Below are 26,448 nucleotides of genomic sequence, written 5' to 3'. Positions count from 1 at the left end.
CGGCCCGGGCCTGTCACGCCGCCGGGGTGAAGGTGTTCCAGAGCGCCTGGCGGACGGGCGCGGCCGACTCTCCCCAGTCGTAGTCGGGGGAGGAGAACGTGATCGAGTAGCCCTGACCGTCGGCCTCCACGTACCGGGTGACGGCGTGGACGGTCACCTGGTCGGCGTTGGTGTAGGTGTACTCCCAGTCGGCCGCCGGCCACCGGTAGTCGACCTTCGCGAGCTGGACCTGCGTGTAGTCGGGGTAGTCCTGGGCGTTCAGGTTCTGCTCGACCGCCTGGAGCGCCGCCAGGCTGCCGTCCTTGATCTTCTGGATCTTGATCTGCTGGGCGCTGTCCTTCGGGCCCGAGTAGGTCACGGAGCCGCCCTGATCGGCCACCGTCCAGTCCTTGGGCACCGCGACGGACACGCCGTTCTCGCTGTGCGGGGTGAAGCCCTTGGGCACCTGGACCGCGGACGCTTCGTCGGACGGCTCCTTCTGCCCGCTCACGGACGGGACCCCCTGGGCGACCTCCTGTGTGGAGTCGTCCGATCCGCCCGGCATCAGGACGAACAGGAGGGTGACCACCAGGCCGATCACCGCCACGGCGATCACGGCGATCAGGACGGTCGGACGGGATTCGCGCTCCTCGACCTGCTCGTCCTCGTCCCTGCGCCTGCGGCCGGTCTGCGGGCTCGTTACGGAGCGTCCCCCGGTGGAGTGCGGCCCCGTCGAGTGCGGGCCGGTGGAGTGCGGACCTGTCGAGTGCGGGCCGGTGGAGTGCGCTCCCGTGGAGTGCCCGGGTGCGGGCGTGCGGAAGGGCCCGGTCATGCGGTGCTCGCCGGTGCCGTTGCGGCCCGGCCTGCCCGCCAGGTCGCCCGGGAGGTCGCCGGGAGACGGCGTCGGCCACATCGCCTCACGCGACCGCTCCGGCGCGTGGGTGGAGCCCGAAGGAGAGGCCAGGGCGTCGAAGGCCGGCGTCGCGTGGGGACCCGAGGCGGTGTAGGGCTGCGGGCCGCTCATGGACCCGGGCATGTCCTCGGGGGCGAACGGCACGCGTACCGGGCCCGACGGCGTCTCGATGATGCGGGAGGGAAGCGGTCCCGACGGGAGGTCGAGCGGCGGCAGCAGTCCGGCGGGCGTGGGGTTCTGGGGCGTCGGCATGGACAGCGAGGAGACGCCGCGCCCGGGCAGGCCGGCTCCGCTGCTGTGCAGCACCCGCTCCAGCATCTCGGCCACCTGCGCCGCCGCGATGCGGTCGGCCGGGTTCTTGCGCAGCAACCCCTCGATCACGGGGAGCAGCGCGCCCGCCCGCTGCGGCCGGTTCGGCTCCTGGGTGAGCACCGCGCCGAGGACGGCGACCGCGTCGGCCCCCTCGTACGGCGGCCGTCCCTCGACGGCCGCGTACAGGGTGGCGCCGAACGACCACAGGTCGGCGGCGTGGGTGATGGGGCGGCCCTGCAGGCGCTCCGGCGGGATGTAGGCCGGCGAGCCCATCAGGAGCCCGGTCTGGGTGATCGTGACGTCGCCCTCGATGGCGGCGATGCCGAAGTCGGTCAGGACGACGCGGTCGGCGGTGAGGAGCACGTTGCCCGGCTTGACGTCACGGTGGAGGATGCCGGCGGCGTGGGCGTGCCGGATGGCGTCGAGCACCCGGATGCCGATCTCGGCCGCCTGGATCACGGGGAGGGGGCCGCTCTGGCGGACGGCCTGCTCCAGGGACCACGCGCGGACCAGTTCCATCACGATCCAGGGCCGGCCGTCCTCCTCGACCACGTCGTGAACGGTCACGATCCCGGGGTGGCTGAGCCGGGCGGCGGAGCGCGCCTCGCGGAGCACACGGCGGTTGGCGACCTGAGTGGCCGACTGGTCGAGCCCGTAAGGAAGGATCAGCTCCTTGACGGCGACGTCACGGTCGAGGAGCACGTCGTGGGCGTGCCAGACCATGCCCATGCCGCCGCGGCCGACGGGGGAGAGCAGGCGGTAGCGCCGGCCGACGAGCCGTCCCTGTCCGTCCGGCGTCGCCTCAGTGGGGACGTTTCCCATATGTCCCTGGCCCTCGGGCATAGGGGGGACCATACCGAGCAGGCCATCGGTCGACATAGGACGGTCCCCAATTCATCGTTCGATCCGCGAGATCCCCCGACGGATCAAGCGAATTCCACTGGATATGTGAGGTTTGGGCTACCGATATTAGGGTCAAGTCGGCCCCAAAGGGAATTCATGCCTGAGTCAAGGCCTGTAGGGCCGCCGTGAAGACCTCGGCGGGCGGAGTCACCAGACCTGCCCCGACCTGCCCGGTTCCCGCCACGCGGCCCGCTATGCCGGTGTTCACGACGGGCAGGAGTCCGGTCCTGGCGACGAGGGTGACGTCGATGCCCACGGGCGTCCCCCGGAAGCCCAGCCCCGGGATCTGGTAGGCCGGATGCTCGGCCAGCGTGATCTCGTACATCGAGGTCGTGGCCGCTATGGCGTCCGGCACGTCGCCGCCGACGAACCGCACGATGGCCGGCGCCGCCGCCATCGCGAAGCCTCCGAGCCCCACCGTCTCGGTGATCGTCGAGTCGCCGATGTCCGGATTGGCGTCGCCGGGGCCGTACGCGCCGAGGTAGAGGCCGTCGGGGACGCCGGCGGGCCCGGTGAACCAGCGATCGCCGAGCCCGGACACCTGGATACCGAATTCCGTTCCATTTCGAGCCATGGCGACGACGAGACTCGACCCAGGAACGTTCCGCGCCGCGTCGGCGCTCACTTTCGCCGCAGCCATTCCCGCGTTCAAGAAGAAATGATCATTTCCATTGACGAAACGCAGGACCTCCGCGGCCCGTTCCGGCGCGGCCTCGACGATCGCCGGGGCGAGCTCCCGCACCAGGAGCGAGGTGGCCGCCCGGTTGCGGTTGTGGAGTTCGTCGCCCATCTGCAGGGCCTGAGCGATGAGCGAGCGCAGATCGAGCGGGCCGGTGCGGCGGAGGGCCGCCTGGAGGACCGGGCCCAGCACCTCGCCCATCCAGCGCAGCCGTTCGACCACCTCGGAGCCGTAGGCGCCGTACCGCAGCACCTTGCCCAGGCCCTCGTTCAGCGAGCAGTAGGCGGTGCCGCCGTGCTCGGCGTCGGCGACCTCGAGCATCCACATCGACGGGCTGACGACCCCCGCCATCGGCCCCACCGTGCGGTGGTGGTGACAGGAGTCGAGGGTGATCCCGTCGCCGGCCGCGAGCCTGCGCTCCGCCTCCTCGGGGGAGTCGGCCAGGCCCTCGAACAACATCGCGCCGATGAGGGCGCCCCGCATCGGGCCGGAGGCGCGTTCCCAGGTGACGGGCGGCCCGGCGTGGAAGAACGTGCCGGGTTCCAGCCCGAGGACGTCGCGAGCCGGCCGTACGTCGACGAGCCGGGGCCGGGCCGACAGCAGCCGCCCGACGGCCAGCGCGTTGGCGCGCTCCCGGCGCGGATCGGCCAGCACGCGCGCCAGCGCCGCCGGCGTGCCGGGCAGCGGCGGCCGCCAGTCGACCGGCGCGCGCGGCACCGCCTGCTGGTCGAGGGCCTCGCCGAGCACGGACGCGCCCACGGTGATCACGCGGGGCTCGCCCAGCAACATCGAGAGGGTCATGAGGCTCCGATCAGGAGGCGGGCGTGGCGGGCCGCGGCGGCGTTGGACGTGAACACGGCGGCTCCGGCCTCGTTCAGGCGGGCGGCCTGGGAACGCAGGCCCTGCGGGTCGCCCTCGGTGCCGACCAGCGCGACCACCACGGCCACGCCGCGCTCGCACGCGCCGGCGACGGCCGGCGCCAGCGACGCGGCCGGGTCGGGATCGGCGCCGTGGCCGAGGACCACGTCGAGCAGGACGGCGCCCGACTCCACCGCCGCGAGCGCCTCCAGACGGAGGGCGGGGTCGATCATGGGGTGGGCGCGCCCCCGTGTGTACTCGTCGTCGCCGAAGTCGGTGAACTCACCGGCGCCCGCGATGAGGGCGGCCTCGGTGCAGAGCGTGCCTCCGGAGTAGAGGCCGCGCAGCGGTCCTCCGGGGACGGACGGGTTTTCGGCCGCCCACGAGGGCCACTCGGGCACCGGGACGCCGAGGGCTCCCAGGACCTTCTCCACGGTCGTCGTCAGGTCGTCCTGCCCCGGCCCGAGCAGCGCGCGGACGACGGGTTTGGCCAGGCTCTGTTCCTGCACGGCCGCCGCCACCTCGGGGGCGGGCGGTTTGGAGACCAGCACGATCAGCTCGGTCGCCGGGTCCTCGTCGAGTGCCAGCAGCGCCTGCTTCGTCGAGCGCCCGCCGACCTGCGCGGACAGGTCTCTGCCGCCCACTCCGAGCAGGTGGCTGACGCCCACGCCCGCCAGGTCGAGCAGACTCGTCACCTGCTGCGCGCCTGTGCCCGATGCGGCCACCACGCCGACCGGGCCGGGGCGCAGGACGTTGGCGAAGCCCAGACCCGCCCCGCCGATCACGGCGGTTCCGCAGTCGGGGCCCATCACGAGCACGCCCCTGTCCCTGGCGCGGTCCTTGAGGACGATCTCCAGCTCGACCGGGACGTTGTCACTGAAGATCATGACGGACAGGCCCGCCTCGACGGCGTCGCACGCCTCCACGAAGGCGTGCTCGCCGGGGACGCTCACGAGGGCCACCGTCGCGTCCCAGGCCCTGCTCGCGGAACGGGTGGTGCGCGGCAGCTGGTCGCGCGCCCGCGAACCGCCGCCCGGCGACCCGGCCGTGAGCAGCCGGTCGAGCTCGGCCGCCGCCTGCTCGAGCTGCTCGTCCCCGGACGCCCTGATCGCGACGAGCAGGTCGCCTCCCGTCGCCGCCGGTACGGCGAAGCCGAGGTCGCGGGCCAGGTCCACGTTGAGCTCGGTCGCCATCGCCACGAGGGCGGCCTCGACGTCGGTGCGAGCGGCGAGGGCCTGACTCACCCGCATGAGGCTCACCGAGTCGTGGTAGACCCCGGCACGCACTTCGACCAGATCGCTCAATTAGGGCTCCCCGTTGGAACGGACGGCGTGGGACAGGACGGCGGACATGCCGATGTGGACGCCCCAGGCGATGTCGGCGCCCGAGGTGTGCCCCAGCTGGAGCAGGCGGTGCGCCGCGGCCTCGAGGGGCTGCCGCCCCGTCACGGCCCGCAGCACCCCGACGACCTCGGAGGTCGTCTGGCCCTTCGCGGCGCAGTGGAGCAGCGTCGCCGAGATCGGCGTGGTCCGGGTGCGGGCGTCGTAGGTGACGGCCGTGGCGAGCCAGTCGGCCAGCCAGACGGCCCTCGGCGTGCCGGTCGCCTCCCCCAGGTGCCGCAGGGCGACCAGCAGGCCGGAGAGCATGTCGTCGCCACTCGGCGTGAGCCCGGGGCCGAGCCCGATCAGGCGTTCTGCCGCCGTGATGGCGTCGGCGAGGGAGCCGGCCCGGCAGCCGGCCTCCAGGAGGCTCGGAGCCCCTTCCTGGTCGAGTCCCGGCCGTCTCGGCGTCCGGCGCCTGATCTCGCCGAGCCGCGCGGCCGACCGCGAGAGCCGTACGAGGTCGGCGGGGCCGAGGGGCGGCGCGGGGTCCCACCAGCGGCGGACCCGGACCGACAGCCCGCCGATCTCGACGGCCCCGTCTCCGACCCAGCCGTCGTCGCCCGCGGCGATGCCGTCGAGCGGGTCCACGACCACGACGGCGTTGGGCAGGCGGACGCCCTGGCCGGTCACGAGTGTCACGACATGGGGCTCGGTCTCGCTCCTCACCTCGAGGTAGACCGCGAGGGGGAAGGCCGCGAGCACCCGAGCCGGGCGGCGCGGCGACTCGAGGGCGTCGCGCAGCGCGGCGCTGGCCGCCCCGGTCACGTATGCGGGGCCGCCGACGCCCCGGAAGGCGGGCGACGTCGTCCGCCGGGCTTTCGGGCGTGTTCCAACAGTCACCGAACCTCCCGACAAGCCAGTTCCTGCCGACGCTAGAACGAGGTTGGCACGGTCCGTACGGAGAAAGCTGCCAACAGTCCGCCAAATGCTTGGCTCTTCCTGACAGTCGGGTCGATCATGCACAATCGGCGTGAGACCTTGACACCCCGGAGCGCATGATGACGATGGATCCGGCCCCCCCGGCGATGCGCCTGGCCAGCACGGGAACGATCCTCCACGGTGTTTCCGTGGGCGAGGTGCTCGGGGTGTCGACCCTGGCGGAGGCCCGGCTGATCGCGGGCAAGAGCGGACTCGACCGCATCGTCCAGCGGCTGAACGTCATGGAGGTCCCCGACATCCTCGCGTGGGTGAAACCGCACGAGTTGCTGCTGACGACGGGTTATCCGCTGCGGAACACGCCCCAGTCGCTCGACCGCCTCGTCGCCGACCTCGACGAGCGGGGGCTCGCCGCTCTCGCGATCAAGCTCGGGCGCTACCTGGACGAGTTGCCGGGGGAGATGGTCGAGCAGGCCGACAGACTGGGCTTCCCGCTGATCCTGCTGCCCAACGACGTCGGTTTCGACGACATCCTCAACCAGGTCCTCACCGACATCCTCAACCGGCAGGCGGCGATCCTCGCGCGGACGGAGGAGGCGCACCGGGCCCTCGTGCAGATCGTCCTCGCGGGCGGAGGGATGCGCGAGGTGACGGCCGAGGTCGCCGGTCTGCTGCACGCGGCCGTCGCGGCGGTGGACGCGTCCGGCCGGCTCCTGGCCACGGCGGGGGACGCCGAGCAGGTCACGATGCTGCGGGAGGCGCACGGCGCCGGCGCGGCCTCGCCGACGGTCGAGCCCGTTACCAGGGCCGACGGGCACTACGTGGCCGTGCCGGTCGTGGCCGGAGGCCACCACCACGGCAGGATCGTCGCCTTCAGCGCGGCGGGCACGCTCACCCCGAGCGACATCGGGATCCTGGAGCGCGCGGCCACGGTCGCCGCCCTGGTCATCACCCGGCAGGAGGCGGTCACCGCCGTCGAGAGCAAGTACCGCGCCGACTTCCTGCGGGACGTGCTCACCGGCCGGGGCGGCACGCGGGTCGCCGAGCGCGCCCAGGCGTTCGGCTGGAACCTGGAACGCCCGGTGAGCGTGCTCGTGGCGGAGATCGACCCGGACGCCGACGAGCGCCCGGCGCAGGACCGCATGCTCGCGGCCTGGCAGGCCGCGGTGCGCAGGTTCGACCCGAGGGGAGCGGTCGCCGGCTTCTCCCACGAGGTCGTCGCCATCGTCGGGGCCGACGTGGACGCTCCCAAGCTCGCCAGGGACGCGCTGACCGCCATCGCCGACGGCACGTTCTCGACCGGGCTCAGCCGGGTCTCGACCGGGACGGACTCCCTCCCCGCGGCCTACGGCCAGGCGCTCAAGGCCGCCAGGGTGGGACGCCAGCTCCACGGGTCGGGAGCCGTCGCCCACTTCGACGAACTCGGCGTCTACCGGCTCCTGTCCCTGGTCAACGACACCGACGAACTGCACGCGTTCGTCCGGGAGACGCTCGGGTCGCTCGCGGGCGACGACGACGTGGAGAACGCCGACCTGCGCAGGACCCTGCAGGTGCTGCTGGACACCAACCTGAACGTGGCGGAGACGGCCCGGCGGCTGCACTTCCACTACAACACGCTCCGCTACCGGATCGGCAAGCTGGAGCGGCTGCTCGGCAACTTCACCGAGGACGCCCACCTGAGGCTGAACCTGACCCTGGCGCTCCACGTGCTCCGCATGCGCGGCATCTGACCCTATATTGACGCCGTGAAAGAGACCTTCGAGCTCAGGGGCGACTACATCCCGCTGTGCGACCTGCTGAAATTCTGCTTCGTCACCGAGAGCGGCGGCGCGGCCAAACATCTCATCGCCGAGGGCAACGTCCTGGTGGACGGCGAGGTGGAGCTGCGCAAGGCGTGCAAGATCCGGGCGGGTCAGGTCGTCAGCGGGGACGGGTTCGAGATCCGGGTGATCGCCACCTCGTGATCGGCCGATCGGCGGCTCCTCCCCGCCCTCAGGCGAGGTCCTGCCGTTCCGCGTGGACCGAGAGCACGCCATGGCCGACCTCATGAGGGCCGCCGGCGTCGATCCCCCGCGCTGACGCACCGGGATCGATTCCGAACGGTGAGCGAGGTTTCGGCGTCAACCGGGTTCGGCTTTGGCAGATCATGCCCATGTCTAACGGCCCCGGCCGTCTTACAGTCCCGGCAAACGGTCGAGATCGACCGCACGAAGCGCCGCGGCGGGACGCCGGCGGGGTGGCCACCGGCCCACGGCCCGTTTAGCTGGAGGGGCTCACATGGCATTTCGATGGACGGTCCACGGTGAGGGACGAGCACTCGCGCCGGGCGAGGTCGTCCGGCCCGACGAGCGGCTGAGCTGGCCGCGGACGCTGGGCTTCGGCGCGCAGCACGTGATCGCGATGTTCGGTGCGACGTTCGTCTTCCCACTGGTCATGGGGCTCGACCCCAACCTCGCGATCATGATGTCGGGCGTCGCGACGATCCTGTTCCTGCTCATCGTCCAGGGCAAGGTCCCGAGCTATCTCGGAACGTCGGCATCGTTCGTCGGCGCCGTCGCGGCCATCCGCGCGGCCGGCGGCGACGACGGCCGGGTGACCGGTGCCATCCTCGTCGCGGGTGTGGTGCTGGCCGCCGTCGGCGTCGCCGTCCACTTCCTCGGCGTCCAGATCATCCACAAGGTCTTCCCGCCGGTGGTGACCGGTGCGGTGGTCATGCTGATCGGGTTCGGCCTGGCGTACGTCGTCGCGGACATCTACTGGCCGCAGGATCACTGGATCGCGCTCGTGACGATGATCGCCACCGGGCTGTTCCTGGTGATCTTCAAGGGCTTCCTCGGCCGGATCGGCATCCTCCTCGGCCTGATCTTCGGGTTCGCGTTGTCCTGGGTGGTCGACAAGATCTGGGGGAACATCACCGCCCTCAACGCCGGGACCGGCCAGATCGACACGCACCCCCGCGTGAACTTCGACGCCGTCTCGTCGGCGAACCTGTTCGGCCTGCCGAGCTTCCACGCGCCGAGCTTCCAGGCCTCGGCCGCCATCCTGGTGCTGCCCGCGGTCATCGCGCTCATCGCGGAGAACGTCGGCCACGTCAAGGCGGTCGGCGAGATGACCGGCACGGACGTCGATCCCCTGATGGGCCGGGCCATCATCGGCGACGGCGTCGGCACCGCCCTCGCCAGCGCCGTCGGCGGCTCGCCCACCACGACGTACGCGGAGAACATCGGCGTCATGGCCGCCACCCGCGTCTACTCGACCGCCGCGTACTACATCGCCGCCCTCGTGGCGATTCTGTTCGGCTTCTCGCCCAAGTTCGGCGCGCTCGTCGCCGCCACGCCCGGAGGCGTGCTCGGCGGTGTCACGGTCATCCTGTACGGCATGATCGGCCTGCTGGGCGCGAAGATCTGGATCGAGAACCGGGTCGATTTCTCCGATCCGGTCAACATGGTCCCGATCGGAGCGGGGATCATCCTCGCGGTCGGCCCCGTGACGCATCAGATCACCGGCGATTTCTCGCTCGCCGGGATCACGCTCGGCACCATAGTGGTACTTGGTGGATATCACCTGCTCCGCGCGATGGCGCGCCGTCCCGACAAGGAGGTCTCCGGTGGGGAGATCGGATTCGAGCGAGACGCTGCGGCGGGCTGAGGGGCGGGTCCCCCTGTCGTGAAGCCGCCCCCCTTCGACTACCACCGGCCCGCCGGCCTCGGCGAGGCGCTTCGGTCCCTCGCCGAGGCCGGCGCGCACGGCAAGGTCCTGGCGGGCGGCCAGAGCCTGATCCCGCTGCTCAACATGCGGCTGGCCGCGCCCGGGCACCTCGTCGACATCAACGGCCTGACCGAGCTCGGCACGATCGCCGCGGACGCGTCGGGAGTGCGGGTGGGCGCCCTGGCCAGGCACGCCGTGGTGGAACGATCCGGCTCGGCGCGCGCCGCGCAGCCGCTGCTCGCCCAGGCGCTCAGGCTGGTCGCCCACCCGGTGATCCGCAACCGCGGCACCGTCGTCGGCAGCCTCGTCCACGCCGACCCGTCCGCCGAGATGCCCGCCGTCCTGGCCCTGCTCGGCGGCTCGGTACGCCTGGCGAGCCTCGGCGGCGAGCGCGACGTCGCGGCGGCGGACTTCTTCGTCGGGCCGCTGGAGTCGGCCTGCCTGCCGGGGGAGCTGGCCGTGTCGGCGTTCTTCCCCGCGCTGCCCGAGCGGTCGGGGACCGCGTTCTGCGAGGTGGCCCGGCGCCACGGCGACTACGCGGTCGCCGGAGTGGCCGCCGCCGTCACGCTCGACGAGGACTTCCGGATCTCCGCGGCGCGGGTGGTCTGCGTCAGCGTCGGCCCGGTGCCCGTGGTCGTGGACGTGACCGGCGTCTGCGGCCGGCGGCCCCCGGCGTCCGTCGACTGGGACGCGGTCGCGAGAGCCGTACAGGACCGGATCGAACCCGAGGGCGACATCCACGCGACGGCCGACTACCGGCGCCACCTCACCGGGGTGCTCGTCACGAAGGCGCTGCGCGGCGCGGCCCACGAAGCGGCCGAGGGCGGGGAGGGACCGGCATGAGCGAGACGACCGGCGCGCACAGGGCTCACGCCGTCACGCTGACAGTCAACGGCGTGCTGCACCAGGTGACGGTGCCCGCCCGGCGGTTGTTGTCCGACTGCCTGCGCCACGACCTCGGGCTCACAGGCACCCACGTCGGCTGCGAGCACGGCGTGTGCGGCGCGTGCACGGTGTTGCTGGACGGCGAGCCGATCCGGTCGTGCCTGACGTTCGCGGTGACGGTCGACGGCCACGAGATCACCACGGTCGAGGGGCTGGCCGAGGGCGGCGCCCTGTCCCCGGTGCAGCGGGCGTTCACGGAGTGCCACGGACTGCAGTGCGGCTTCTGCACCCCCGGCTTCCTCTGCACGGTCACCGCGTTCCTGCGGGACAACCGGACGCCGACCGACGAGGAGGTCCTCGAGGCCGTCTCGGGAAACCTGTGCCGGTGCACCGGCTACCAGAACATCATCAAGGCGGTCCACCGGGCCGCGGAGATCCAGGCGGAGGAGTCCGGGTGACGACGAAGCTGTTCGGGGAGCCGGTCCGGCGACGGGAGGACGCCCGCCTGATCACCGGTCAGGGGCGGTTCCTCGACGACCTCGGCGCGAACGCCCTGGCCGCGGCGTTCGTCAGGTCGCCGCACGCGCACGCCAGGATCCGGGACGTCGACGTCTCCGCCGCGCTGGACGTGGAGGGCCTGGTCGCGATCTACACGTGGGAGGACCTCCCCGGCCTGATCGCCGAGCCGTTGCCGCTGCTGATCCCGCACCCCGCGCTCACCCACGGCCGCACCGGTCACGCGCTCGCGCGCGACGTGGTTCGGCACGTCGGCGAACCCGTCGTCATGGTCGTGGCCGCCGACCGTTACGTGGCCGAGGACGCCTGCGCGCTCATCGAGGTCGACTACGAACTGCTCAAGCCGGTCGTCGGGGTCGAGGAGGCCGCGGAGGCCGTCAACCTCGTCCACGCCGACGTGCCCGGCAACATCGGCGCGCACCTGGTGCAGGAGGTGCACTCGGCGGCGGGGACGTCCGCGCGGGAGGCCATCGAGGCGGCGCCCCACACGCTGGCGTTCAGGCTCGACATCGAGCGGAGCGCCTCCATGCCCCTGGAGGGCAGGGGCGTCTACGCGCGCTGGGACGCCGACGACGAGTCGCTGCGGGTCTACTCCTCCACGCAGACCTCCACCAGCGTGCGGATGGCCGTCGCGGCCAAGCTCGGTCTTGCGCTGCCCAAGGTGGAGGTCATCGCGCCGGACGTGGGCGGCGGCTTCGGCGTCAAGATCGTCCACCCGTGGCCGGAGGAGATCCTCGTGCCGTGGGCCGCCCGCCTGCTCGGCCGTGAGGTCAAGTGGACAGAGGACCGGCGTGAGCACTTCATCTCCTCGGCCCACGAGCGCGCCCAGGTGCACCACGTGCGGGTCGGCTTCGACGACGACGGCCGCGTCCTCGGCCTCGACGTCAACATCCTGCACGACCACGGCGCCTACACGCCGTACGGAATCATCGTGCCGATCATCACCTCGACCCAGCTGGTCGGGCCGTACAAGATCGGGGCCTACCGGGTCGAGTTCACCTCGATCTACACCAACACCGTGCAGGTCACGCCGTACCGGGGCGCCGGCAGGCCCCAGGGCGTGTTCTGCATGGAGCGCACGATGGACCGGATCGCCGCCCACCTCGGACGGGACCGCACCGAGGTGCGCGCCGCCAACTTCATCCAGCCCGGCGAGTTCCCCTACGACCAGGGGATGACCTTCCAGGACGGCCGCCCGCTGATCTACGACAGCGGCGACTATCCCGAGTCGCTGCGGATGCTCAAGGAACTCATCGGCTGGGACTCCTTCCCGGCGACGAAGGCCGAGGCCGCCGCCGAGGGGCGCACGATCGGCATCGGCGTCGGCTGCTACGTCGAGGGCACCGGGGTCGGGCCGTACGAAGGCGGCCACGTGCAGATCACCTCGGACGGGCGGGTGCACGTCTCGACCGGGCTCACCTCGCAGGGGCAGGGACACGAGACGGTGTTCGCGCAGATCGCGGCGACCGAGCTCGGCGTGCCCATCGAGAGGGTGTCCGTCGTCACGGGCGACACCCGGCGGTTCGGCTACGCCGTGGGGACGTTCGCCTCCAGGGCGGCGGTCATGAGCGGCAACGCCATCGCCCTGGCCTGCAGGAAGGTTCGGGACAAGGCCCTGAAGGTCGCCGCGGACGCCCTCGAGGCCGACCCCCGCGACCTGGAGATCACCGACGGGGTCGTCCACGTGGCCGGCGCGCCGTCGGCGTCGATCCCGCTCGCGACGGTCGCGGTGCTGTCCAACCCGCTGAGGTACGCCTTCGACCAGGAGGCCCAGCGGGCCACGCAGTTCGCCGGGCCGTCCTCCGACGACCGCCCGCCCGTGGAGGACGGCGAGGAACCCGGGATGGAGGGCAGGGACTACTACTCGCCGATCCGGTCGACGTTCGCGTCCGGCATGCACGCCGCCATCGTGGAGACCGACCCGCTCACCGCCGAGATCAAGATCCTCCGATACGTGGTCGTCCACGACTGCGGCAAGCTGATCAACCCGATGATCGTCGAAGGGCAGATCCACGGGGGAGTGGGCCAGGGCGTGGGCGGCGCGCTCTACGAGAAGATGGCCTACGACGAGCACGGGCAGCTGCTGAACGCCTCGTTCATGGACTTCCTGATGCCCTACGCCACCGAGGTGCCGCGGATCGAGACCGCGCATCTGGAGACGCCCTCGCCGCTGAACCCGCTGGGGGTCAAGGGCGCAGGGGAGGCGGGGGTGATCCCCGTCTCCGCCGTCGTCGCCGCCGCGATCGAGGACGCCGAGGGCATCACGATCGACCGGATGCCGATCTCCCCCTCCGATCTCTACTCGCTGCGGACGGACACGCGCCTGCGGAAGATCCAGTAGGTCCAGGCCTGGTAGGCGATCACCCCGGGGAGGGCCAACGCGCCGAGCCAGGTCAGCACGGTCAGGGTGTAGGGCGCGGATGCCGCCTCGGCGACCGAGATGCCCGGCATCGGAGCCGGCCACAACCGCCCGAAAACAGTCGCCGTCGTGAACACGATCGCGGCGGCGGTCGCCGTGAACGCCCAGCCCTCCCTGCGCCGCCAGGCCAGCGCCACGCCCGAGGCCAGGGCGGCCATCGCGGCCAGCGCCGAGGCCCACAGGAACGGCGACGCCGACCAGTCGGGAACGGTCAGGGCGGAGGATCCGGGAAGGGACGGCAGCGCCACTGCGGCGAGGGGGACCGCGGCCCCGGACACGAGGAGTGCGGCACGCCGGGCGCGGGCGCGGACGGGCCCCGTCGTCCTGAGCGCGACGAACACCGCGCCGTGCAGCGTCGCCATCGCCAGCGACAACGCGCCGCCGACCGCGGTCGCGACAGCCGTGCCGTACACCATGTGCCCGAAGACCGCGCCCCAGAGGAATGCGGGGAGCACGCTGCCCGCCACGATCCCGGCGTCGCAGAGCGCGAGCTCCCTGCGGGAGGTCACCTTGCCGCGCCACTCCAGGCCGACGCCGCGCACGATGAGCCCCACGATGACCACGAAGACGGGGAGGTAGAAGCCGCTGAGCATGTGGGCGTACCACACGGGGAAGGCGGCGAACATGGCGCCGACGGCGGTGATCAGCCAGACCTCGTTGCCGTCCCACACCGGCCCGATCGTCGTGACGACCTGCCTGCGCTCCGCCTCCGACCTGGACAGCAGCGGCATCAGCGCGCCCGCGCCGAAGTCGAATCCCTCCAGCACGAAGTAGCCCGTCCAGAGGAACGCGATCATGATGAACCAGAACGTCGTCAGCGTCATGGGAATGCTCCTCAGTACATGAGGGTCGGGGTCAGCCGCGCCTCGCCGGAGGGGACCGGCTCGACGGGGAGAGGCTCGGGACCGGCCTTGACGTGGCGCACCAGCAGGACGCCCTCCGCCACGGCGAGCACGCCGTACAGCAGGGTGAAGCCCGCCAGGGTGGCCGCGACCTCCGCCAGGGCGACCCCGGGCGACACGCTGGCCGCGGTCATGAGCTCGCCCTGCACCGTCCAGGGCTGGCGGCCGATCTCGCTGAGCAGCCAGCCCGCGACGATCGCCGTCGTCGGCAGGGGCAGCGCGAGCACGCACAGGCGGGCGAACCAGCGGGGCGGCCGGGCCCGGCGCCGGGTGAGCCACAGGCCGAGGAACGACAGCGCGACCGTCGCCATGCCGAACACGATCATCACGCGGAACGACCAGAAGACCACCGGCACGTTCGGCGTGTAGTCGGCGGGCCCGAAGGCGGCGGCGTAGCGCCGCTCGATGTCGTCGGTCCCCTGGATCACGGCCCGCGGGTCGTGGGCGGCCAGGAGGCTCAGCAGGTTCGGCACCTCGACCCCGGGGACCACGCTGAAGGGCGCTCCCGCGGTGTCGTGGCGCAGCCCCTCCGCGGCGGCGAGCTTCATCGGCTGCTGCTCGCTGAGCAGGCGCGCCGACTGGTCGCCCGTGCCCGCCACCACGATCCCGGCGATCGCGGTCATCACGAGCGCGCCGCGCAGGCTCGCCCGCCACATCCCGGCCTCGCCGTACGAGCCCTCCGAGCCCTTCGAGCCCTCCGAGCCCTTCGAGCCCTTCGATCCCCCTGAGCCCTCGCGCAGGATCCGGTAACCGCTGACCGCGATCACGAACCCGCCGGCCACGACGAAGGCGCCGGCGACCACGTGGGGCACCTGGGCGAGCGCCGTCGAGTTGGTCAGGACGGCCCACAGGTCGGTCATCCGGGCCCGGCCGCCGACGACCTCGTAGCCGACGGGGTGCTTCATCCAGGCGTTCGCGGCGAGGATGAAGTACGCGGACAGGTTGGAGCCGATGACCGCGGCCCACAGGCAGGCGAGGTGGACCGCGCGCGGAAGCCGCTCCCAGCCGAAGATCCACAGGCCGAGGAAGGTCGACTCCAGGAAGAACGCGAGCAGCGCCTCCATGGCGAGCGGCGCTCCGAAGACGTCCCCCACGAAGATCGAGTACTGGCTCCAGTTCATGCCGAACTGGAACTCCTGCACGATCCCCGTGACCACCCCCATCGCGAAGTTGATCAGGAAGAGCTTGCCGAAGAACTTGGTGAGCCGCAGCAGGTGCTCGCCGTCCCCGCCCCGGCGCGTCCGCCGGAGCCAGGCCGTCTGCAGTCCTGCGACGAAGACGCCGAGCCCGATCGTCAGGGGTACGAAGAGAAAGTGGTAGACGGTGGTGACCCCGAACTGCCACCGTGCCAGGTCCAGCGCGTCCATGTCCCCCTCGCGGGTGCCGGAGCTCTACAGCTTGTAGTTCTACCTCTAGTAGTACTACAAGCTGTAGAGCAATGAGCGAGTGCGGTGCCGGGAACCGATGCGATCTTCGTCACAGAGGTCGTGCGTCTCCCGGAGGTACTGCGACCCGGCCTCTAGGGCGCCCCGAGCACGCCGAGCCGGAGGCGAGGCAATAGACACCGGTGACCCGCTTGTACGCCGACCGACCGATTGGGCATGAGTACGGCTGCGACGACCGGGCGACGTGTGAACTTCTGGGTAACACCGCCGTGACGGAGAGGCAGATGTTGCCGTACTCGCCGGTCCCGGAGATTGTCTAGTGTGCTCGGCATCGGAGGTGCCCATGAAGGTCGTTGGCAGTGCAGTGCTCGCAGCCGAGCGCAAGCGGGTCTGGGACGCGCTTCAGGACCCCGCCGTCCTGGTGCGGACGATCCCCGGCTGCGAGCGGCTGGAGGAGATCGGCGGCGACGCCTACAAGATGACGGTCGCCGCGGGGGTCGCCTCGATCAGGGGCGTCTATCAGGGTGAGGTCGTCCTCGCCGACCAGCACGAACCCGAGCGCTTCGTGCTCACTGCGCGAGGGCAGGGCGCCCCCGGCACGGTCGAGGCCACCGTGCGCGTACGGCTCAGCGAGGCGGAGGAGGGCGGCACCCGCGTCGACTACGACGCCGAGGCCGTCGTGGGCGGGATGATCGGCGGAGTCGGCCAGCGCATGCTCGGCTCGGTGGCCAAGAGGACGGCCGGCGAGTTCTTCACCGCCGTCGAGCGGCACCTCGTGTCCGGGCCGGCCGCGGTGCCCGCCGTGCCGGAGAAGGCGGCCGAGGCCGTCCCCGCCGCGGCCGCCGAGGCGGCGCCCGGCGCCCAGGTCTTCACCCGGCCCGCCGAGCCGGCGGCCCGGGCGGGCGCGCCGGTGTGGCCGGTGCTGACCGCGTTCGGCATGGGCGCGGGGATCGCGCTGGGAGGCGCGGTGATCGGCTGGCTTCTCGGCCGGTCCGGGCGGCGGCGCTAGCGTCTTCGCCCATGGTGGCAGGGTCTGACGACGGGCTGAGTTTTCTTCGGCAGAGTGCGCCGGTTCCGGGGGCCGGTCGCTGTCGGTAAACACTGGAGCATGGGTAGCGTCCGCATCGGGGTCGACACCGGGGGCACGTTCACGGACGTCGTCCTGGTCGACGAGGAGACCGGTGAGATCGTCACGACCAAGACCCCCTCGACACCTGCCAATCCGGCGGACGGATTCATGGCAGGTGTCCACAAGGTCTTGGAGCTCCACGCTGGCTCGGACGACCTCGGCGGCGTGGCCGCGATCGTCCACGGCACCACGGTGGCCACCAACCAGTTGCTCGAGGACCGCCCCGACGGCACCGAGCACCTGGGCTTCGTCACGACCGAGGGTTTCGAGTTCATCCTGGAGATAGCCAGGCAGAGCGTGCCGGACGGCTACGGCAACTCCTACTTCTGGGTCAAGCCGCCCCGGATCGTCCCGGTGCGCCGGGTGCGGACCGTCGGCGGGCGGCTCGACCACCTCGGGCGCGAGGTGCGGTCGTTCGACGAGGCGGGAGCCGTACAGGCCGCCCGCTGGTTCGCCGAGAACGGCGTCACCGCGATCGGTGTGTGCTTTCTGCACTCCTACGCGAACCCCGCACACGAACGGCGCATGCGCGAGGTGATCGAGCGGGAGCACCCGGACGCGGTGGTGTCGTTGTCGAGCGACGTCCTGCGGGAGTACCGGGAGTACGAGCGGTCGGTGACCACGCTCGTCGACGCGGCGGTCAAGCCCATCATGCGGCGGTACATCGGCAACCTGTCGGACCGGATCGGGCGGCCGTTCTCGGTGATGAAGAGCAACGGAGGCGTGTTGTCGGCGTCCGAGGTGGTCCACCAGCCGATCACGACGGTCCTGTCCGGGCCCGCGGCGGGCGCACTCGGCGCCGCCCTGATCGCCGGGACGGCCGGCCACCCCGGTGTGATCACGCTCGACGGCGGCGGCACCTCCACCGACGTGGCGGTGGTGGTCGACGGCGAGCCGTCCCTGACGACCGAGGGCACCATCGGCAGGTACCCCTGCAAGATCCCCATGATCGACATCGTGACCGTGGGCGCGGGGGGCGGGTCGATCGCGTGGATCTCCCCGGAGGGCACGCTGAAGGTCGGGCCGCGGTCGGCGGGCGCCGACCCGGGGCCGCTCTGTTACGGCAGGGGCGGCACTGAGGTCACCGTCACCGACGCCCACGTCTTCCTCGGCCGGGTGCCTCCCCACCTCCTCGGCGGGGAGATCCCGCTCGACGTGTCGGCGGCGCGGGCGGGGATCGAGGCCCTCGCCGGCAAGCTCGGCCTGTCGCCCGAGCGCTGCGCGACCGGCATCCTCGAGATCAGCGCGTTCAACCAGTCGAACGCGATCCGCCAGATCACCGTCAAACGCGGCCTCGACGTGCGGGACTTCCCCATGGTCGCGTTCGGCGGATCGGGGCCGCTGCTCGCCTGCCGGCTGATCGACATCCTCGGTCTCCGGGCCGCGATCGTCCCGCCGAACCCGGGGAACGTGTCGGCGTTCGGCCTGCTCACGGTCGACGTGAAGAACGACTACGTCCGCACCCACGTCTCCCGCGACCCCTCGCGGGAGACGCTGCGCGCCGTCTTCGCCGAACTCGAGGGCCAGGCCGCCGCCGCGCTCGACCGCGAGGGCTTCACGAGTCACGTGTACGCGCGCAGCGCCGACCTGCGTTACTACGGCCAGGCCTACGAGGTCAGGGTGCCCGCTCCCGACGGGCCGCTGGACGACGGCTGGCGGGCCGCCGTCGTGGACCGCTTCCACGAGGCGCACCAGCGGCTCTACGGGTACGGCTACCGCGACGACCCCAGACACGCCGTCGAATGGGTGAACCTGCGGGTCTCCGGCATCGGCCCGATCACCAGGCCGGCGATCGCGCGCGTGCCGTACCAGCCGGAGGAGCCGAGCCCGATCGCGACGCGGGACGTCTTCTACGAACGGTGGGGCCGCACGGTGATCTACCGCCGCGCCGACCTCGGCGCGGGCGCCGTGGTCACCGGCCCCGCGGTCGTCGAGGAGTACGGCTCGACCCTGCCGGTGCACCCCGGCTTCACGGCGACCATGGACGACTACGGCAACCTCGTGGTGGTGAGCGACTCATGAGCGACGTGGATCCGATCCTGGTGGAGATCGTCGAGGGGACTCTCGCGTCGGTCGAGATGGAGGTCGAGACCTCGATCGCCAGGACCGCCCGCTCTCCGATGATCCGCGACGCGCACGACTTCCGCGCGGGCATCCACGACGTACGGCTGCGCAAGCTGACCGGCAGGTCGTACTCGGCGCTGGTCCACCCGGTCGTGCGGGACTTCCCGATCGAGACGATGCGGCCGGGCGACGTCTACTTCCACAACGACGTCTACCTGTCGGAGGGCGGCATCGGCCACCTGCCCGATCTGTGCGTCACCGTGCCGGTCTTCCACGAGGGCGAGGTGGTGGCCTTCGTCCAGGCGTTCGGGCACCACGACGACATCGGGGGCGCCGTGCCGGGCTCGATGCCTTCGCACGCGCGAAGCGCCTTCGAAGAGGGCCTCATGGTCCCCCCGATCAAGCTCTGGGACCAGGGCGTGCCCAACCGCGCGGCCCTGACGATCATGACGCGCAACTCGCGGATGCCCGACTCGCTCGCGGGCGACCTCGACGCGGAGTGCTCGGCCTGCCTGATGGGCGCACGGAGGCTGGGGGAGATCTTCGACCGGTACGGCCGCGCGGCCGTCGAGGCCTGCTTCGACGCGATCATCGCCAAGACGACGGAGACGTTCCGGCGGGAGCTGCTGTCGAAGATCCCCGAGGGAGTGCACGTCTGGGAGGACTACGCCGAGCACGACGGCGTCGACGAGCCCCGGCTGCACACCCAGCGGATCACCCTGACCGTGGACCACTCGGCCGAGGTGCCGTTGACGATCGACTTCACCGGGACGTCCGCCCAGGCCAAGGGGCCGATCAACCATGCCGGCGACTACGCCGACGGGGTGTTCCTGAAGAAGTGGCTCGCGCCGGTCCTGCGCAACCTCGCGGACACGCCCGAGCGGATGGCGGAACTCGACGTCAACGAGGGAGTCGTCCCGCTGATCAGGATGGTGTTCCCGGAGAAGGGCACGCTGCTGACGCCGATCTTCCCGGCGCCGACCAACGCCAGGACGTTCGTGATCCTCCGGCTCCTCGGCGTGCTGGCGGGCGTGCTCGCCAAGGCCACCGGGGGGCGCATGCCGGCCGACCAGGAGACCATCCGCTACACCGGTGTCTACGGCGAGTCCGACGACGGTCCGTACCTGATGCGCGAGGTGCTCGGCGGGGGTTCCGGCGGGCGCTGGTACGCCGACGGCGAGGACACCATCCACGTCGTCCCCGACTCGCGCAACATCCCGGTCGAGTTCGCCGAGTCGCGCTGGCCGTTCCTGGTCGAACGGCTCGGGCTGGCCGTCGACAGCGGCGGGCCGGGGCAGTTCCGGGGCGGCCTCGGCTACGACAAGCACATCCGGATGTTGCGGGACGCGTCGTTCATGTCGATCGCCGACCGGTCCATCCTGTCGTGCTGGGGCGTGAACGGCGGCCGGGCGGGCCGTCCCTTCCTCGTCACGGTGAACGGCGAGGAGATGGAGGGCCTGGTGGACGACTTCCCCGTGAAGGCGGGGGAGATCGTGCGGGTCAAGACCACGGGGGGCGGCGGGTGGGGCTCGCCGTACGAGCGGGAGGCCGCGCGGGTGGCCGCCGACGTCCGCGACGGGAAGGTGTCCGTCGAGGCCGCGAAGAACGACTACGGCGTCGTCCTGCACGGCCCTCGTGACGATCCGCGGATCGACGAGGAGGCCACGGCGCGGCTACGGGCGGCGGCACGGGCGGACGCGCCGACGCCGCGGGACGCCTTCTTCGACCGGGGGCCGGGTTACCCGAGGCTCTCCGGCGGCCTGGCGCACGCCGACGTCGACCACCTCTGAGACCGCCTCGCTGCGCCTCGCTCCGCATCGCCGATCGGGTCCAGGGGAACCGTATGGCGGCCGCCAGGCGTGCCCTCGTGATTGGAGGCGACGCCTCTGGGTAGCCGAATAACGACAAAACGATACGAGGGCGGTGAACGGACAGATGGCGAAGCTAATCGAGCGGATCAAGGAGTATCTCCGCGGGCCGCAGGGCCGGCGGATGACGGAGAAGGCGAAGACGATGGCCCGTGACCCGCGCAACAGGGAACGGCTCCAGCGGCTGATGGATCGGATGCGCGGACACAAGCAGCCCCACTGACCTCACGGTTCCTTTCCGCACCCGCTGTCGGCGCGGTGCGGAACTTCGCCGTGGAACGGGCCACCGTACGGCCGGCGGCCTGTCACGACGACGTCGCCTGATGACCGGGCGGCGCCTTCAGTGGAAGTGATCCGGGTCAACTGGCAGTCTTGCCGGAGGAGCCGGAATCGTCTTCCGTGGAGGCTGACCGTGCAGAGACCTCTCCGTAGCCAGGGACCTCTCAGCGGCGTCGTCGTGCTCGACCTGTCCCGGGCTCTGGCCGGCCCGCACGGCGCCCAGATGCTCGGTGACCTGGGAGCACACGTGATCAAGGTCGAGCACCCGTCCGGGGACGAGTCGCGGCACTGGGGTCCGCCGTTCGTCGGGCCAGATCACGATATTTCGACGTATTACCTGGCGGCGAACCGCAACAAGCAGTCGATCATCCTGGACATGAAGTCCGCCGAGGGCCGGGACCTCGTCGAACGGCTCGTACGGCAGAGCGACGTGCTGGTCGAGAACTTCCGCTCGGGAGTGCTCGACCGGCTCGGGTTCTCCGTCGAGCGCCTGCACGAGCTCAACCCGCGCCTGATCGTCTTGTCGATCACGGGATTCGGGCACGACGGGCCCGAGGGCGGCAGACCCGGCTATGACCAGATCGCCCAGGGCGAGGCGGGTCTCATGTCGCTCACGGGTCCGTCGCCGGACGAGCCGTACCGGGTGGGTGCCTCGATCGCCGACCTGCTGGCGGGCATGCACGGCGCGTACGGCGTCGCCGCCGCCCTCTACGACCGGGAGCGGACCGGCCGCGGCACGGTTGTTCGCACGTCGCTGCTGGCCTCGGTGGTGGGCGTGCACTCCTACCACGGGACGGCCTGGACCGTGGGGGAGACCGTTCCGCGCGCCAGCGGCAATCACCACGCCTCGATAGCGCCCTACGGGGCGTTCCACTGCGCGGACGGCATGATCCAGCTCGCGGTCGCCAACGACGGCCAGTGGCGCAAGATCGCTCAGCTCCTGGACATAGATCCAGATATCCCGAAATATGCCACTAACAGGGATCGGTTCGCGCATCGGGAGGAGCTGATCGCCGACATGGAGAAGGCGCTGGCCGCGCACACCCGGGCGCACTGGCTGACGACGCTGGGCGAACTCGGCGTCCCCTCCGGCGCCATCCGCTCGATCGACGAGGTCTACGCCTGGGATCAGGTGCACGCGCAGGGGCTGGTGGTCACCGTCGACCATCCCGTGCTCGGCCCGATCGACCTGCCCGGGCCGCCATTGCGCTTCGACGGGGACGAACCGCGTGACCACACGCCGCCTCCCGCCCTGGGCCAGGACAACGACGCCGTCCTCGAATGGCTCCGCGAGCGCGAACGATGACCGCACGCCCGGACGCGCGAGCCCTCATCGTCCGGGTGCTCGACGCCCACTCATGGAAATCGTGGGACGAACCTCCCCTCGACCGGGCCGCCCCGGGTTCGCAGTACGCGGAGGAACTCGCCGCCGCCCGGGCGGCCACCGGCTACGACGAGGCGGTGATCACGGGGGAGGGCACGCTCGACGGCCGGCGGGTGGCCGTCGTGGCCTGCGAATTCTCCTTCCTCGCCGGGTCGATCGGCGTCGCCGCCACCGAGCGGCTCGTCCGCGCCGTCGAACGGGCCACCGCCGAACGGCTGCCGCTGCTCGCCGCCCCGGCCAGTGGCGGGACCCGCATGCAGGAGGGCGCGCTCGCCTTCGCCCAGATGGTGAAGATCACGGTCGCGGTGACGGCCCATCGCGACGCGGGCCTGCCGTACGTCGTCTATCTGCGCCACCCCACGACTGGAGGCGTCTTCGCGTCGTGGGGCTCGCTCGGCCATGTGACCGCCGCGGAGCCGGGGGCGCTCATCGGCTTCCTCGGCCCCCGGGTGTACGAGTCGCTCTACGGCTTCCCGTTCCCCGAGGACGTGCAGGTCGCCGAGAACCTGTACGCCCACGGCCTGATCGACGCCGTGGTCTCCGCCGAGGACGCACGCGAGATCGCCATCAGGGCGCTCGCCGTGTTGTGCGCCCCGAGGAAGGGGCTGGCCCGCGGCCCGGAACCGGAGGACGACGGCGAGCGGGCGGAGGCGTGGGAAGCGATCATGCGCTCCCGCCGCGACGACCGGCCGGGGGTGCGCAGCCTGCTCAAGCTGGGCGCCGCCGACGTCACGCCGCTCAACGGCACCGGCACGGGGGAGCACGAGCCCGGCCTGATGCTCGCCCTCGCCCGGTTCGGCACGGCGCCCGCCGTCGTGCTCGGCCAGGACCGCAGGCGCCAGCGGGCCGGGGCGCCCCTCGGCCCGGCGGGGCTGCGGGTGGCGCGCCGCGGCATGCGCCTGGCGTCCGAACTCGGCCTGCCCCTGGTCACGGTGATCGACACGGCGGGCGCGGCGTTGTCCAAGGCGGCGGAGGAGGGCGGCCTCGCGGCGGAGATCGCCCGTTCGCTGGCCGACCTTGTCATGCTGGACGCGCCGACCGTCTGCCTGCTGCTCGGCGAGGGCGCCGGCGGGGCGGCGCTGGCCCTGCTGCCCGCCGACCGGGTCGTGTGCGCGCAACACGGATGGCTGTCCCCGCTTCCGCCGGAGGGCGCGTCGGCGATCCTCTACCGGACCGTCGACTTCGCGCCGGAGATCGCGCGGTCCCAGGGCGTCCGGGCCGTGGAACTGATGCGGGACGGCATCGTCGACCGGATCGTTCCGGAACGCCCTGACGCGGCCTACGAGCCCGAGGCCTTCTGCCGCCGGGTCGCCCGGACACTCGAGTACGAGATCATCGGCCTGCTCGACACGCCCGCCCCCGAGCGCCTCGCCGCGAGGCTGGCGCGTTACCGGTCGCTGGGGTCCTGATCGCCGGTGGTGGGGACGGGCACCCGCTCGACCCGGATCGAGTGCACCTCGTCCCGGGGGACGACCACCTCGTAGGCGCCGTGGTCGACCAGCCAGTAGCCGAGGGCCTCCGCCTTCATCCCGCTGTGCCCGGTGTAGGCGATGTGCAGGCCGTCGGAGTCGCCGTCGTCCTCGTCGAGGACGAGGCACGGTTCGCCGCCGAACGCCCCGACCGTGCGCAGCAGCGTCAGCGACCGCAGGTCGGAGCGGCGCACCGTCAGGCGCCAGTAGCTGCCGACCTTGGCGAAGCCCTCGTCGGCTGACTCGCTGAACAGGACGACGTCGTCGCTGTCCGGCCCGATGGCCGCGGCGTAGGTCTGGTCGCGGTACTCGGCGACGAACCCCAGACCGGCGGGTTCGATGTCCGTCATGACGCGGGCCGCCAGGTCAGGCCGTCGTAGCCGGCGAAGGGGCGTTCCCCGGCGCCGGTGAGATGAATGATCTCCGCTCCGGCCGGGATCGGCATCGGCATGGTGTGGAACTGAGGCACCACATGCTCCCGGGAGGTGGTGAACCCGTTGCCCGTGAACGGCGGTGAATCGCTCCAATCCCCGCCCATGTGCGGGCCGTACGGTACGACGTAGGTGTCGATGTCACGCGCGTACCACCGCATGATGTACAGCTCGGGCACGTCCGGCGTCAGCTCCGATCCTTCGAAGCCCAGGTCGAGGGCTTCCACGAGCGACCCGGGAGTGGTGAGACGGCCGCAGTCCTGCACTCGGTAGACGTACCCGGAGATGATCGTCCGTTTGCTTCCCAGGTACGGCACGAGCAGCCTGGGCGGGATCACCTTCTGCATCTGTGTCCTGTGTCCCGGCTCGCTCATGGGCACAAGTTTACGAGCCGCCGATTCCGAGCCGGCGATGTTCCAGTGACGGAAGGGTCCTTCGCACGATTTCGGTCAGGCCGGCGTCGATCTCCCCGACCTGTACGGCGGGCCCCGGACCGAGATCGTGCCGGACGGCGCCGATCGGATCGATCAGCATGCTGCGGCCCACGCCGAACGAGTCGCGGGCGGACGGATTCGGAGCCTGTCCGACGGCGATCGTCCAGGTCGTGTTCTCGATCGCCCGCGCCCTGACCAGCGTGACCCAGTGATCCTCCTTCATCGGGCCGGAGCCCCACGCCGCGATGACGGCGAAGGCGTCGGCCCCCTGATCGACCAGCTCCCTGGCCAGCTCGGGAAACCGGATGTCGTAGCAGGTGATGAGGCCGATCCTCAGCCCGGCGAGCTCCACGACCACCGGAGTGTCCCCGGGCGCCACGAGTTCGGACTCCCGGGCGCCGAACGAGTCGAACAGGTGGATCTTCCGGTAGGCGCCCGCGAGCCGCCCCGTCCGGTCCAGGGCGACGGCCGTGTTGAAGACGCGGCCGCCCTCGGCCGGCTCGAACACCCCCGCGATGACGGCCGTGCCGTGCTCCCTGGCGGCCTCGGCGAGCCCGGTGACGAACGGGCCGTCGAGAGGCTCGGCCGCCTCGGTGACACCCCTGCCGAAACGGGTCAGCGTCGCCTCGGGGAAGACGGCCAGGTCGGCGCCTTCCGCCCGGGCCAGCGCCTCACGAACGGTCTCGAGGTTCGTCTTCGGATCGTGGTCGACGGGGATCTGGCACAGGGCGATTCGAGTCACGAGTCCCAGTCTGCCGGTTGGCGACCGGTTCCCACCAGGTGAGCGATCGCCAGACCCATTCGAGGGGGCCGTACCGGTAGCGCGTCAGCCACCACCGGCTGAACGCGGCCTGCGCCGCGAGCGTGACGACGGTGACGCCGACGACGGCCGAGCCCGTGCCGTCCGCGCGCAGCAGAGGGGCCGCCGCCACGATGGCGGCCGTGCTGCTCACGTAGTTGGTGAGCGCCATCCTGCCGAGCGCCTCGAAGACCGCGGTCCGCCGCACGGCCAGCAGGAAGCCGGTACCGTACGCGGCCGCGCCGCACAGGGCCGCCGCCTGGTAGACCCCGCCGCCCGGCGGCGAATGGGTCCACCACCAGGTCAGCAGCACGGCGAGCACGGCGCTCGTCCCGAACACGACCGGCGACGCCAGGCGGCCGGCTCCGCCGTACTCGACGGTGGCGAGACCGAGCAGGAACAGCGCGGCGATCAGCACGTACGGCTTGCCCGTGACCATCGCGGGGACCATCGTGCCCAGGCCGGCGAGCAGCACGAGCGGCCGGGGCAGGAAGCTCGCCGGGAGCAGGACGGTGACGCCGAGGATCGCGTACGGCAGCAGCACCTCACCCGGCTCCACCCACGTGTGGACGGCGCCGAGCAGGGCGAGGACGACGAGCCGGCGCAGCAGCACCAGCCGGGGATGAGACGTCCGCGACCGGGCCGACCGCAGGAAGAGGGCGAAGCCCATGCCGAAGAGGAACGCGAAGACCGGATAGAAGCGGCTCTGGAACAGGTTGCCCATCACCCAGTCGATCGACGTCGCCTTCCGGTCGGCGAGCGTGTGCTGCCAGGTGTTGACGAGCATGATCCCGCAGATCGCGAATCCGCGTAGCGCGTCGAGCGAGCGAACGCGGCCGGTCGGCGCGGAGTGGTCCATACCCGCCAGTCCACC

22 protein-coding genes are annotated in these 26,448 nt (G+C 71.7%); 12 read left to right on the top strand and 10 right to left on the bottom strand.

Going from position 1 to position 26,448, the window contains the following annotated elements; genetic code table 11:
* Positions 1-13 precede the first annotated feature (13 nt).
* The 4 genes from Pka01_RS13950 to Pka01_RS13935 form a co-directional block, all read right to left on the bottom strand.
* Entirely contained in the window at positions 14-2,047 is a 2,034-nt protein-coding gene (locus Pka01_RS13950; protein ID WP_239114957.1) for a serine/threonine-protein kinase, read from the bottom strand.
* A gap of 154 nt (positions 2,048-2,201) precedes the next feature.
* Positions 2,202-3,587, bottom strand: a complete 1,386-nt coding sequence (locus Pka01_RS13945; RefSeq protein WP_203883150.1) for a YlbE family protein — start codon at positions 3,585-3,587, stop codon at positions 2,202-2,204.
* Entirely contained in the window at positions 3,584-4,948 is a 1,365-nt protein-coding gene (locus Pka01_RS13940) for an AllF/FdrA family protein (RefSeq protein ID WP_203883149.1), read from the bottom strand. The genes Pka01_RS13945 and Pka01_RS13940 overlap by 4 nt, the downstream gene beginning before the upstream one ends.
* A complete protein-coding gene (locus Pka01_RS13935) occupies positions 4,949-5,866 on the bottom strand; it encodes an oxamate carbamoyltransferase subunit AllH family protein (RefSeq protein WP_203883148.1) in 918 nt (305 codons plus the stop codon).
* Between the two features lie 158 nt (positions 5,867-6,024).
* Between Pka01_RS13935 and Pka01_RS13930 the strand changes: the two genes are divergently transcribed.
* The 6 genes from Pka01_RS13930 (at position 6,025) to cutA (ending at position 13,352) form a co-directional block, all read left to right on the top strand.
* Positions 6,025-7,632: a PucR family transcriptional regulator gene (locus tag Pka01_RS13930; protein ID WP_239114956.1), complete on the top strand. Its 1,608-nt coding sequence runs from the start codon at positions 6,025-6,027 to the stop codon at positions 7,630-7,632.
* 15 nt (positions 7,633-7,647) lie between these two features.
* On the top strand, positions 7,648-7,866 hold the full coding sequence (locus Pka01_RS13925; protein ID WP_203883146.1) for an RNA-binding S4 domain-containing protein: 219 nt from the start codon (positions 7,648-7,650) through the stop codon (positions 7,864-7,866).
* 313 nt (positions 7,867-8,179) lie between these two features.
* Entirely contained in the window at positions 8,180-9,550 is a 1,371-nt protein-coding gene (locus tag Pka01_RS13920; protein ID WP_203883145.1) for a uracil-xanthine permease family protein, read from the top strand.
* Between the two features lie 18 nt (positions 9,551-9,568).
* Entirely contained in the window at positions 9,569-10,453 is an 885-nt protein-coding gene (locus tag Pka01_RS13915; RefSeq protein ID WP_203883144.1) for an FAD binding domain-containing protein, read from the top strand.
* A complete protein-coding gene (locus Pka01_RS13910) occupies positions 10,450-10,953 on the top strand; it encodes a (2Fe-2S)-binding protein (protein WP_203883143.1) in 504 nt (167 codons plus the stop codon). The genes Pka01_RS13915 and Pka01_RS13910 overlap by 4 nt, the downstream gene beginning before the upstream one ends.
* Positions 10,950-13,352 (top strand): aerobic carbon-monoxide dehydrogenase large subunit, encoded by a 2,403-nt coding sequence (cutA, locus tag Pka01_RS13905; RefSeq protein WP_203883142.1) that lies wholly within the window; start codon positions 10,950-10,952, stop codon positions 13,350-13,352. The genes Pka01_RS13910 and cutA overlap by 4 nt, the downstream gene beginning before the upstream one ends.
* Here the strand turns inward: cutA and cydB are convergent.
* On the bottom strand, positions 13,310-14,254 hold the full coding sequence (gene cydB, locus Pka01_RS13900) for a cytochrome d ubiquinol oxidase subunit II (RefSeq protein ID WP_203883141.1): 945 nt from the start codon (positions 14,252-14,254) through the stop codon (positions 13,310-13,312). The two genes, cutA and cydB, sit on opposite strands and share 43 nt — an antisense overlap.
* Before the next feature lie 11 nt (positions 14,255-14,265).
* Positions 14,266-15,699, bottom strand: a complete 1,434-nt coding sequence (locus Pka01_RS13895; RefSeq protein WP_203883140.1) for a cytochrome ubiquinol oxidase subunit I — start codon at positions 15,697-15,699, stop codon at positions 14,266-14,268.
* A 361-nt stretch (positions 15,700-16,060) separates the two neighbouring features.
* Here Pka01_RS13895 and Pka01_RS13890 point away from each other — a divergent pair, with 361 nt between their 5' ends.
* From Pka01_RS13890 to Pka01_RS13865, 6 genes are all read left to right on the top strand, one after another.
* On the top strand, positions 16,061-16,726 hold the full coding sequence (locus Pka01_RS13890) for an SRPBCC family protein (protein WP_203883139.1): 666 nt from the start codon (positions 16,061-16,063) through the stop codon (positions 16,724-16,726).
* A gap of 99 nt (positions 16,727-16,825) precedes the next feature.
* Complete coding sequence (locus Pka01_RS13885; protein WP_203883138.1) at positions 16,826-18,868, top strand: hydantoinase/oxoprolinase family protein; 2,043 nt, start codon at positions 16,826-16,828, stop codon at positions 18,866-18,868.
* Entirely contained in the window at positions 18,865-20,700 is a 1,836-nt protein-coding gene (locus Pka01_RS13880; RefSeq protein ID WP_203883137.1) for a hydantoinase B/oxoprolinase family protein, read from the top strand. The genes Pka01_RS13885 and Pka01_RS13880 overlap by 4 nt, the downstream gene beginning before the upstream one ends.
* Before the next feature lie 145 nt (positions 20,701-20,845).
* Positions 20,846-21,001 (top strand): hypothetical protein, encoded by a 156-nt coding sequence (locus Pka01_RS13875; RefSeq protein ID WP_203883136.1) that lies wholly within the window; start codon positions 20,846-20,848, stop codon positions 20,999-21,001.
* Between the two features lie 189 nt (positions 21,002-21,190).
* Positions 21,191-22,363, top strand: coding sequence for a CaiB/BaiF CoA transferase family protein (locus Pka01_RS13870; RefSeq protein ID WP_203883135.1), 1,173 nt, complete (start codon positions 21,191-21,193; stop codon positions 22,361-22,363).
* The gene (locus Pka01_RS13865; protein ID WP_203883134.1) at positions 22,360-23,850 is read left to right on the top strand and encodes a carboxyl transferase domain-containing protein; all 1,491 of its coding nucleotides are present in this window, start codon (positions 22,360-22,362) and stop codon (positions 23,848-23,850) included. Before Pka01_RS13870 ends, Pka01_RS13865 begins: the two co-directional genes overlap by 4 nt.
* On the opposite strand, the gene Pka01_RS13860 is transcribed toward Pka01_RS13865, so the two are convergent.
* The 4 genes from Pka01_RS13860 to Pka01_RS13845 are packed head-to-tail and all read right to left on the bottom strand — an operon-like array spanning position 23,829 to position 26,433.
* On the bottom strand, positions 23,829-24,260 hold the full coding sequence (locus Pka01_RS13860) for a UCP033725 family protein (RefSeq protein ID WP_203883133.1): 432 nt from the start codon (positions 24,258-24,260) through the stop codon (positions 23,829-23,831). The genes Pka01_RS13865 and Pka01_RS13860 overlap by 22 nt on opposite strands.
* Positions 24,257-24,715: a hypothetical protein gene (locus Pka01_RS13855; protein WP_239114955.1), complete on the bottom strand. Its 459-nt coding sequence runs from the start codon at positions 24,713-24,715 to the stop codon at positions 24,257-24,259. Before Pka01_RS13855 ends, Pka01_RS13860 begins: the two co-directional genes overlap by 4 nt.
* A 10-nt stretch (positions 24,716-24,725) precedes the next feature.
* A complete protein-coding gene (locus Pka01_RS13850) occupies positions 24,726-25,517 on the bottom strand; it encodes a carbon-nitrogen hydrolase family protein (protein WP_203883132.1) in 792 nt (263 codons plus the stop codon).
* Complete coding sequence (locus tag Pka01_RS13845) at positions 25,447-26,433, bottom strand: DUF418 domain-containing protein (protein WP_203883131.1); 987 nt, start codon at positions 26,431-26,433, stop codon at positions 25,447-25,449. Before Pka01_RS13845 ends, Pka01_RS13850 begins: the two co-directional genes overlap by 71 nt.
* Positions 26,434-26,448: the final 15 nt, after the last annotated feature.

Source organism: Planotetraspora kaengkrachanensis (assembly GCF_016862895.1).
In the GTDB taxonomy this organism is placed as follows: Bacteria; Actinomycetota; Actinomycetes; order Streptosporangiales; family Streptosporangiaceae; genus Planotetraspora; species Planotetraspora kaengkrachanensis.
The sequence above is the reverse complement of the archived record's forward strand: the minus strand, read 5'-3'. Positions and strand labels throughout refer to the sequence as shown.

Coding starts and splice junctions, on each gene's coding strand:
- Pka01_RS13950 (WP_239114957.1), bottom strand. CDS start 2,047: ATGCCCGAGGGCCAGGGACATATGGGAAACGTCCCCACTGAGGCGACG.
- Pka01_RS13945 (WP_203883150.1), bottom strand. CDS start 3,587: ATGACCCTCTCGATGTTGCTGGGCGAGCCCCGCGTGATCACCGTGGGC.
- Pka01_RS13930 (WP_239114956.1), top strand. CDS start 6,025: ATGACGATGGATCCGGCCCCCCCGGCGATGCGCCTGGCCAGCACGGGA.
- Pka01_RS13920 (WP_203883145.1), top strand. CDS start 8,180: ATGGCATTTCGATGGACGGTCCACGGTGAGGGACGAGCACTCGCGCCG.
- Pka01_RS13910 (WP_203883143.1), top strand. CDS start 10,450: ATGAGCGAGACGACCGGCGCGCACAGGGCTCACGCCGTCACGCTGACA.
- cydB (WP_203883141.1), bottom strand. CDS start 14,254: ATGACGCTGACGACGTTCTGGTTCATCATGATCGCGTTCCTCTGGACG.
- Pka01_RS13895 (WP_203883140.1), bottom strand. CDS start 15,699: ATGGACGCGCTGGACCTGGCACGGTGGCAGTTCGGGGTCACCACCGTC.
- Pka01_RS13890 (WP_203883139.1), top strand. CDS start 16,061: ATGAAGGTCGTTGGCAGTGCAGTGCTCGCAGCCGAGCGCAAGCGGGTC.
- Pka01_RS13885 (WP_203883138.1), top strand. CDS start 16,826: ATGGGTAGCGTCCGCATCGGGGTCGACACCGGGGGCACGTTCACGGAC.
- Pka01_RS13880 (WP_203883137.1), top strand. CDS start 18,865: ATGAGCGACGTGGATCCGATCCTGGTGGAGATCGTCGAGGGGACTCTC.
- Pka01_RS13875 (WP_203883136.1), top strand. CDS start 20,846: ATGGCGAAGCTAATCGAGCGGATCAAGGAGTATCTCCGCGGGCCGCAG.
- Pka01_RS13865 (WP_203883134.1), top strand. CDS start 22,360: ATGACCGCACGCCCGGACGCGCGAGCCCTCATCGTCCGGGTGCTCGAC.
- Pka01_RS13860 (WP_203883133.1), bottom strand. CDS start 24,260: ATGACGGACATCGAACCCGCCGGTCTGGGGTTCGTCGCCGAGTACCGC.
- Pka01_RS13855 (WP_239114955.1), bottom strand. CDS start 24,715: ATGAGCGAGCCGGGACACAGGACACAGATGCAGAAGGTGATCCCGCCC.
- Pka01_RS13845 (WP_203883131.1), bottom strand. CDS start 26,433: ATGGACCACTCCGCGCCGACCGGCCGCGTTCGCTCGCTCGACGCGCTA.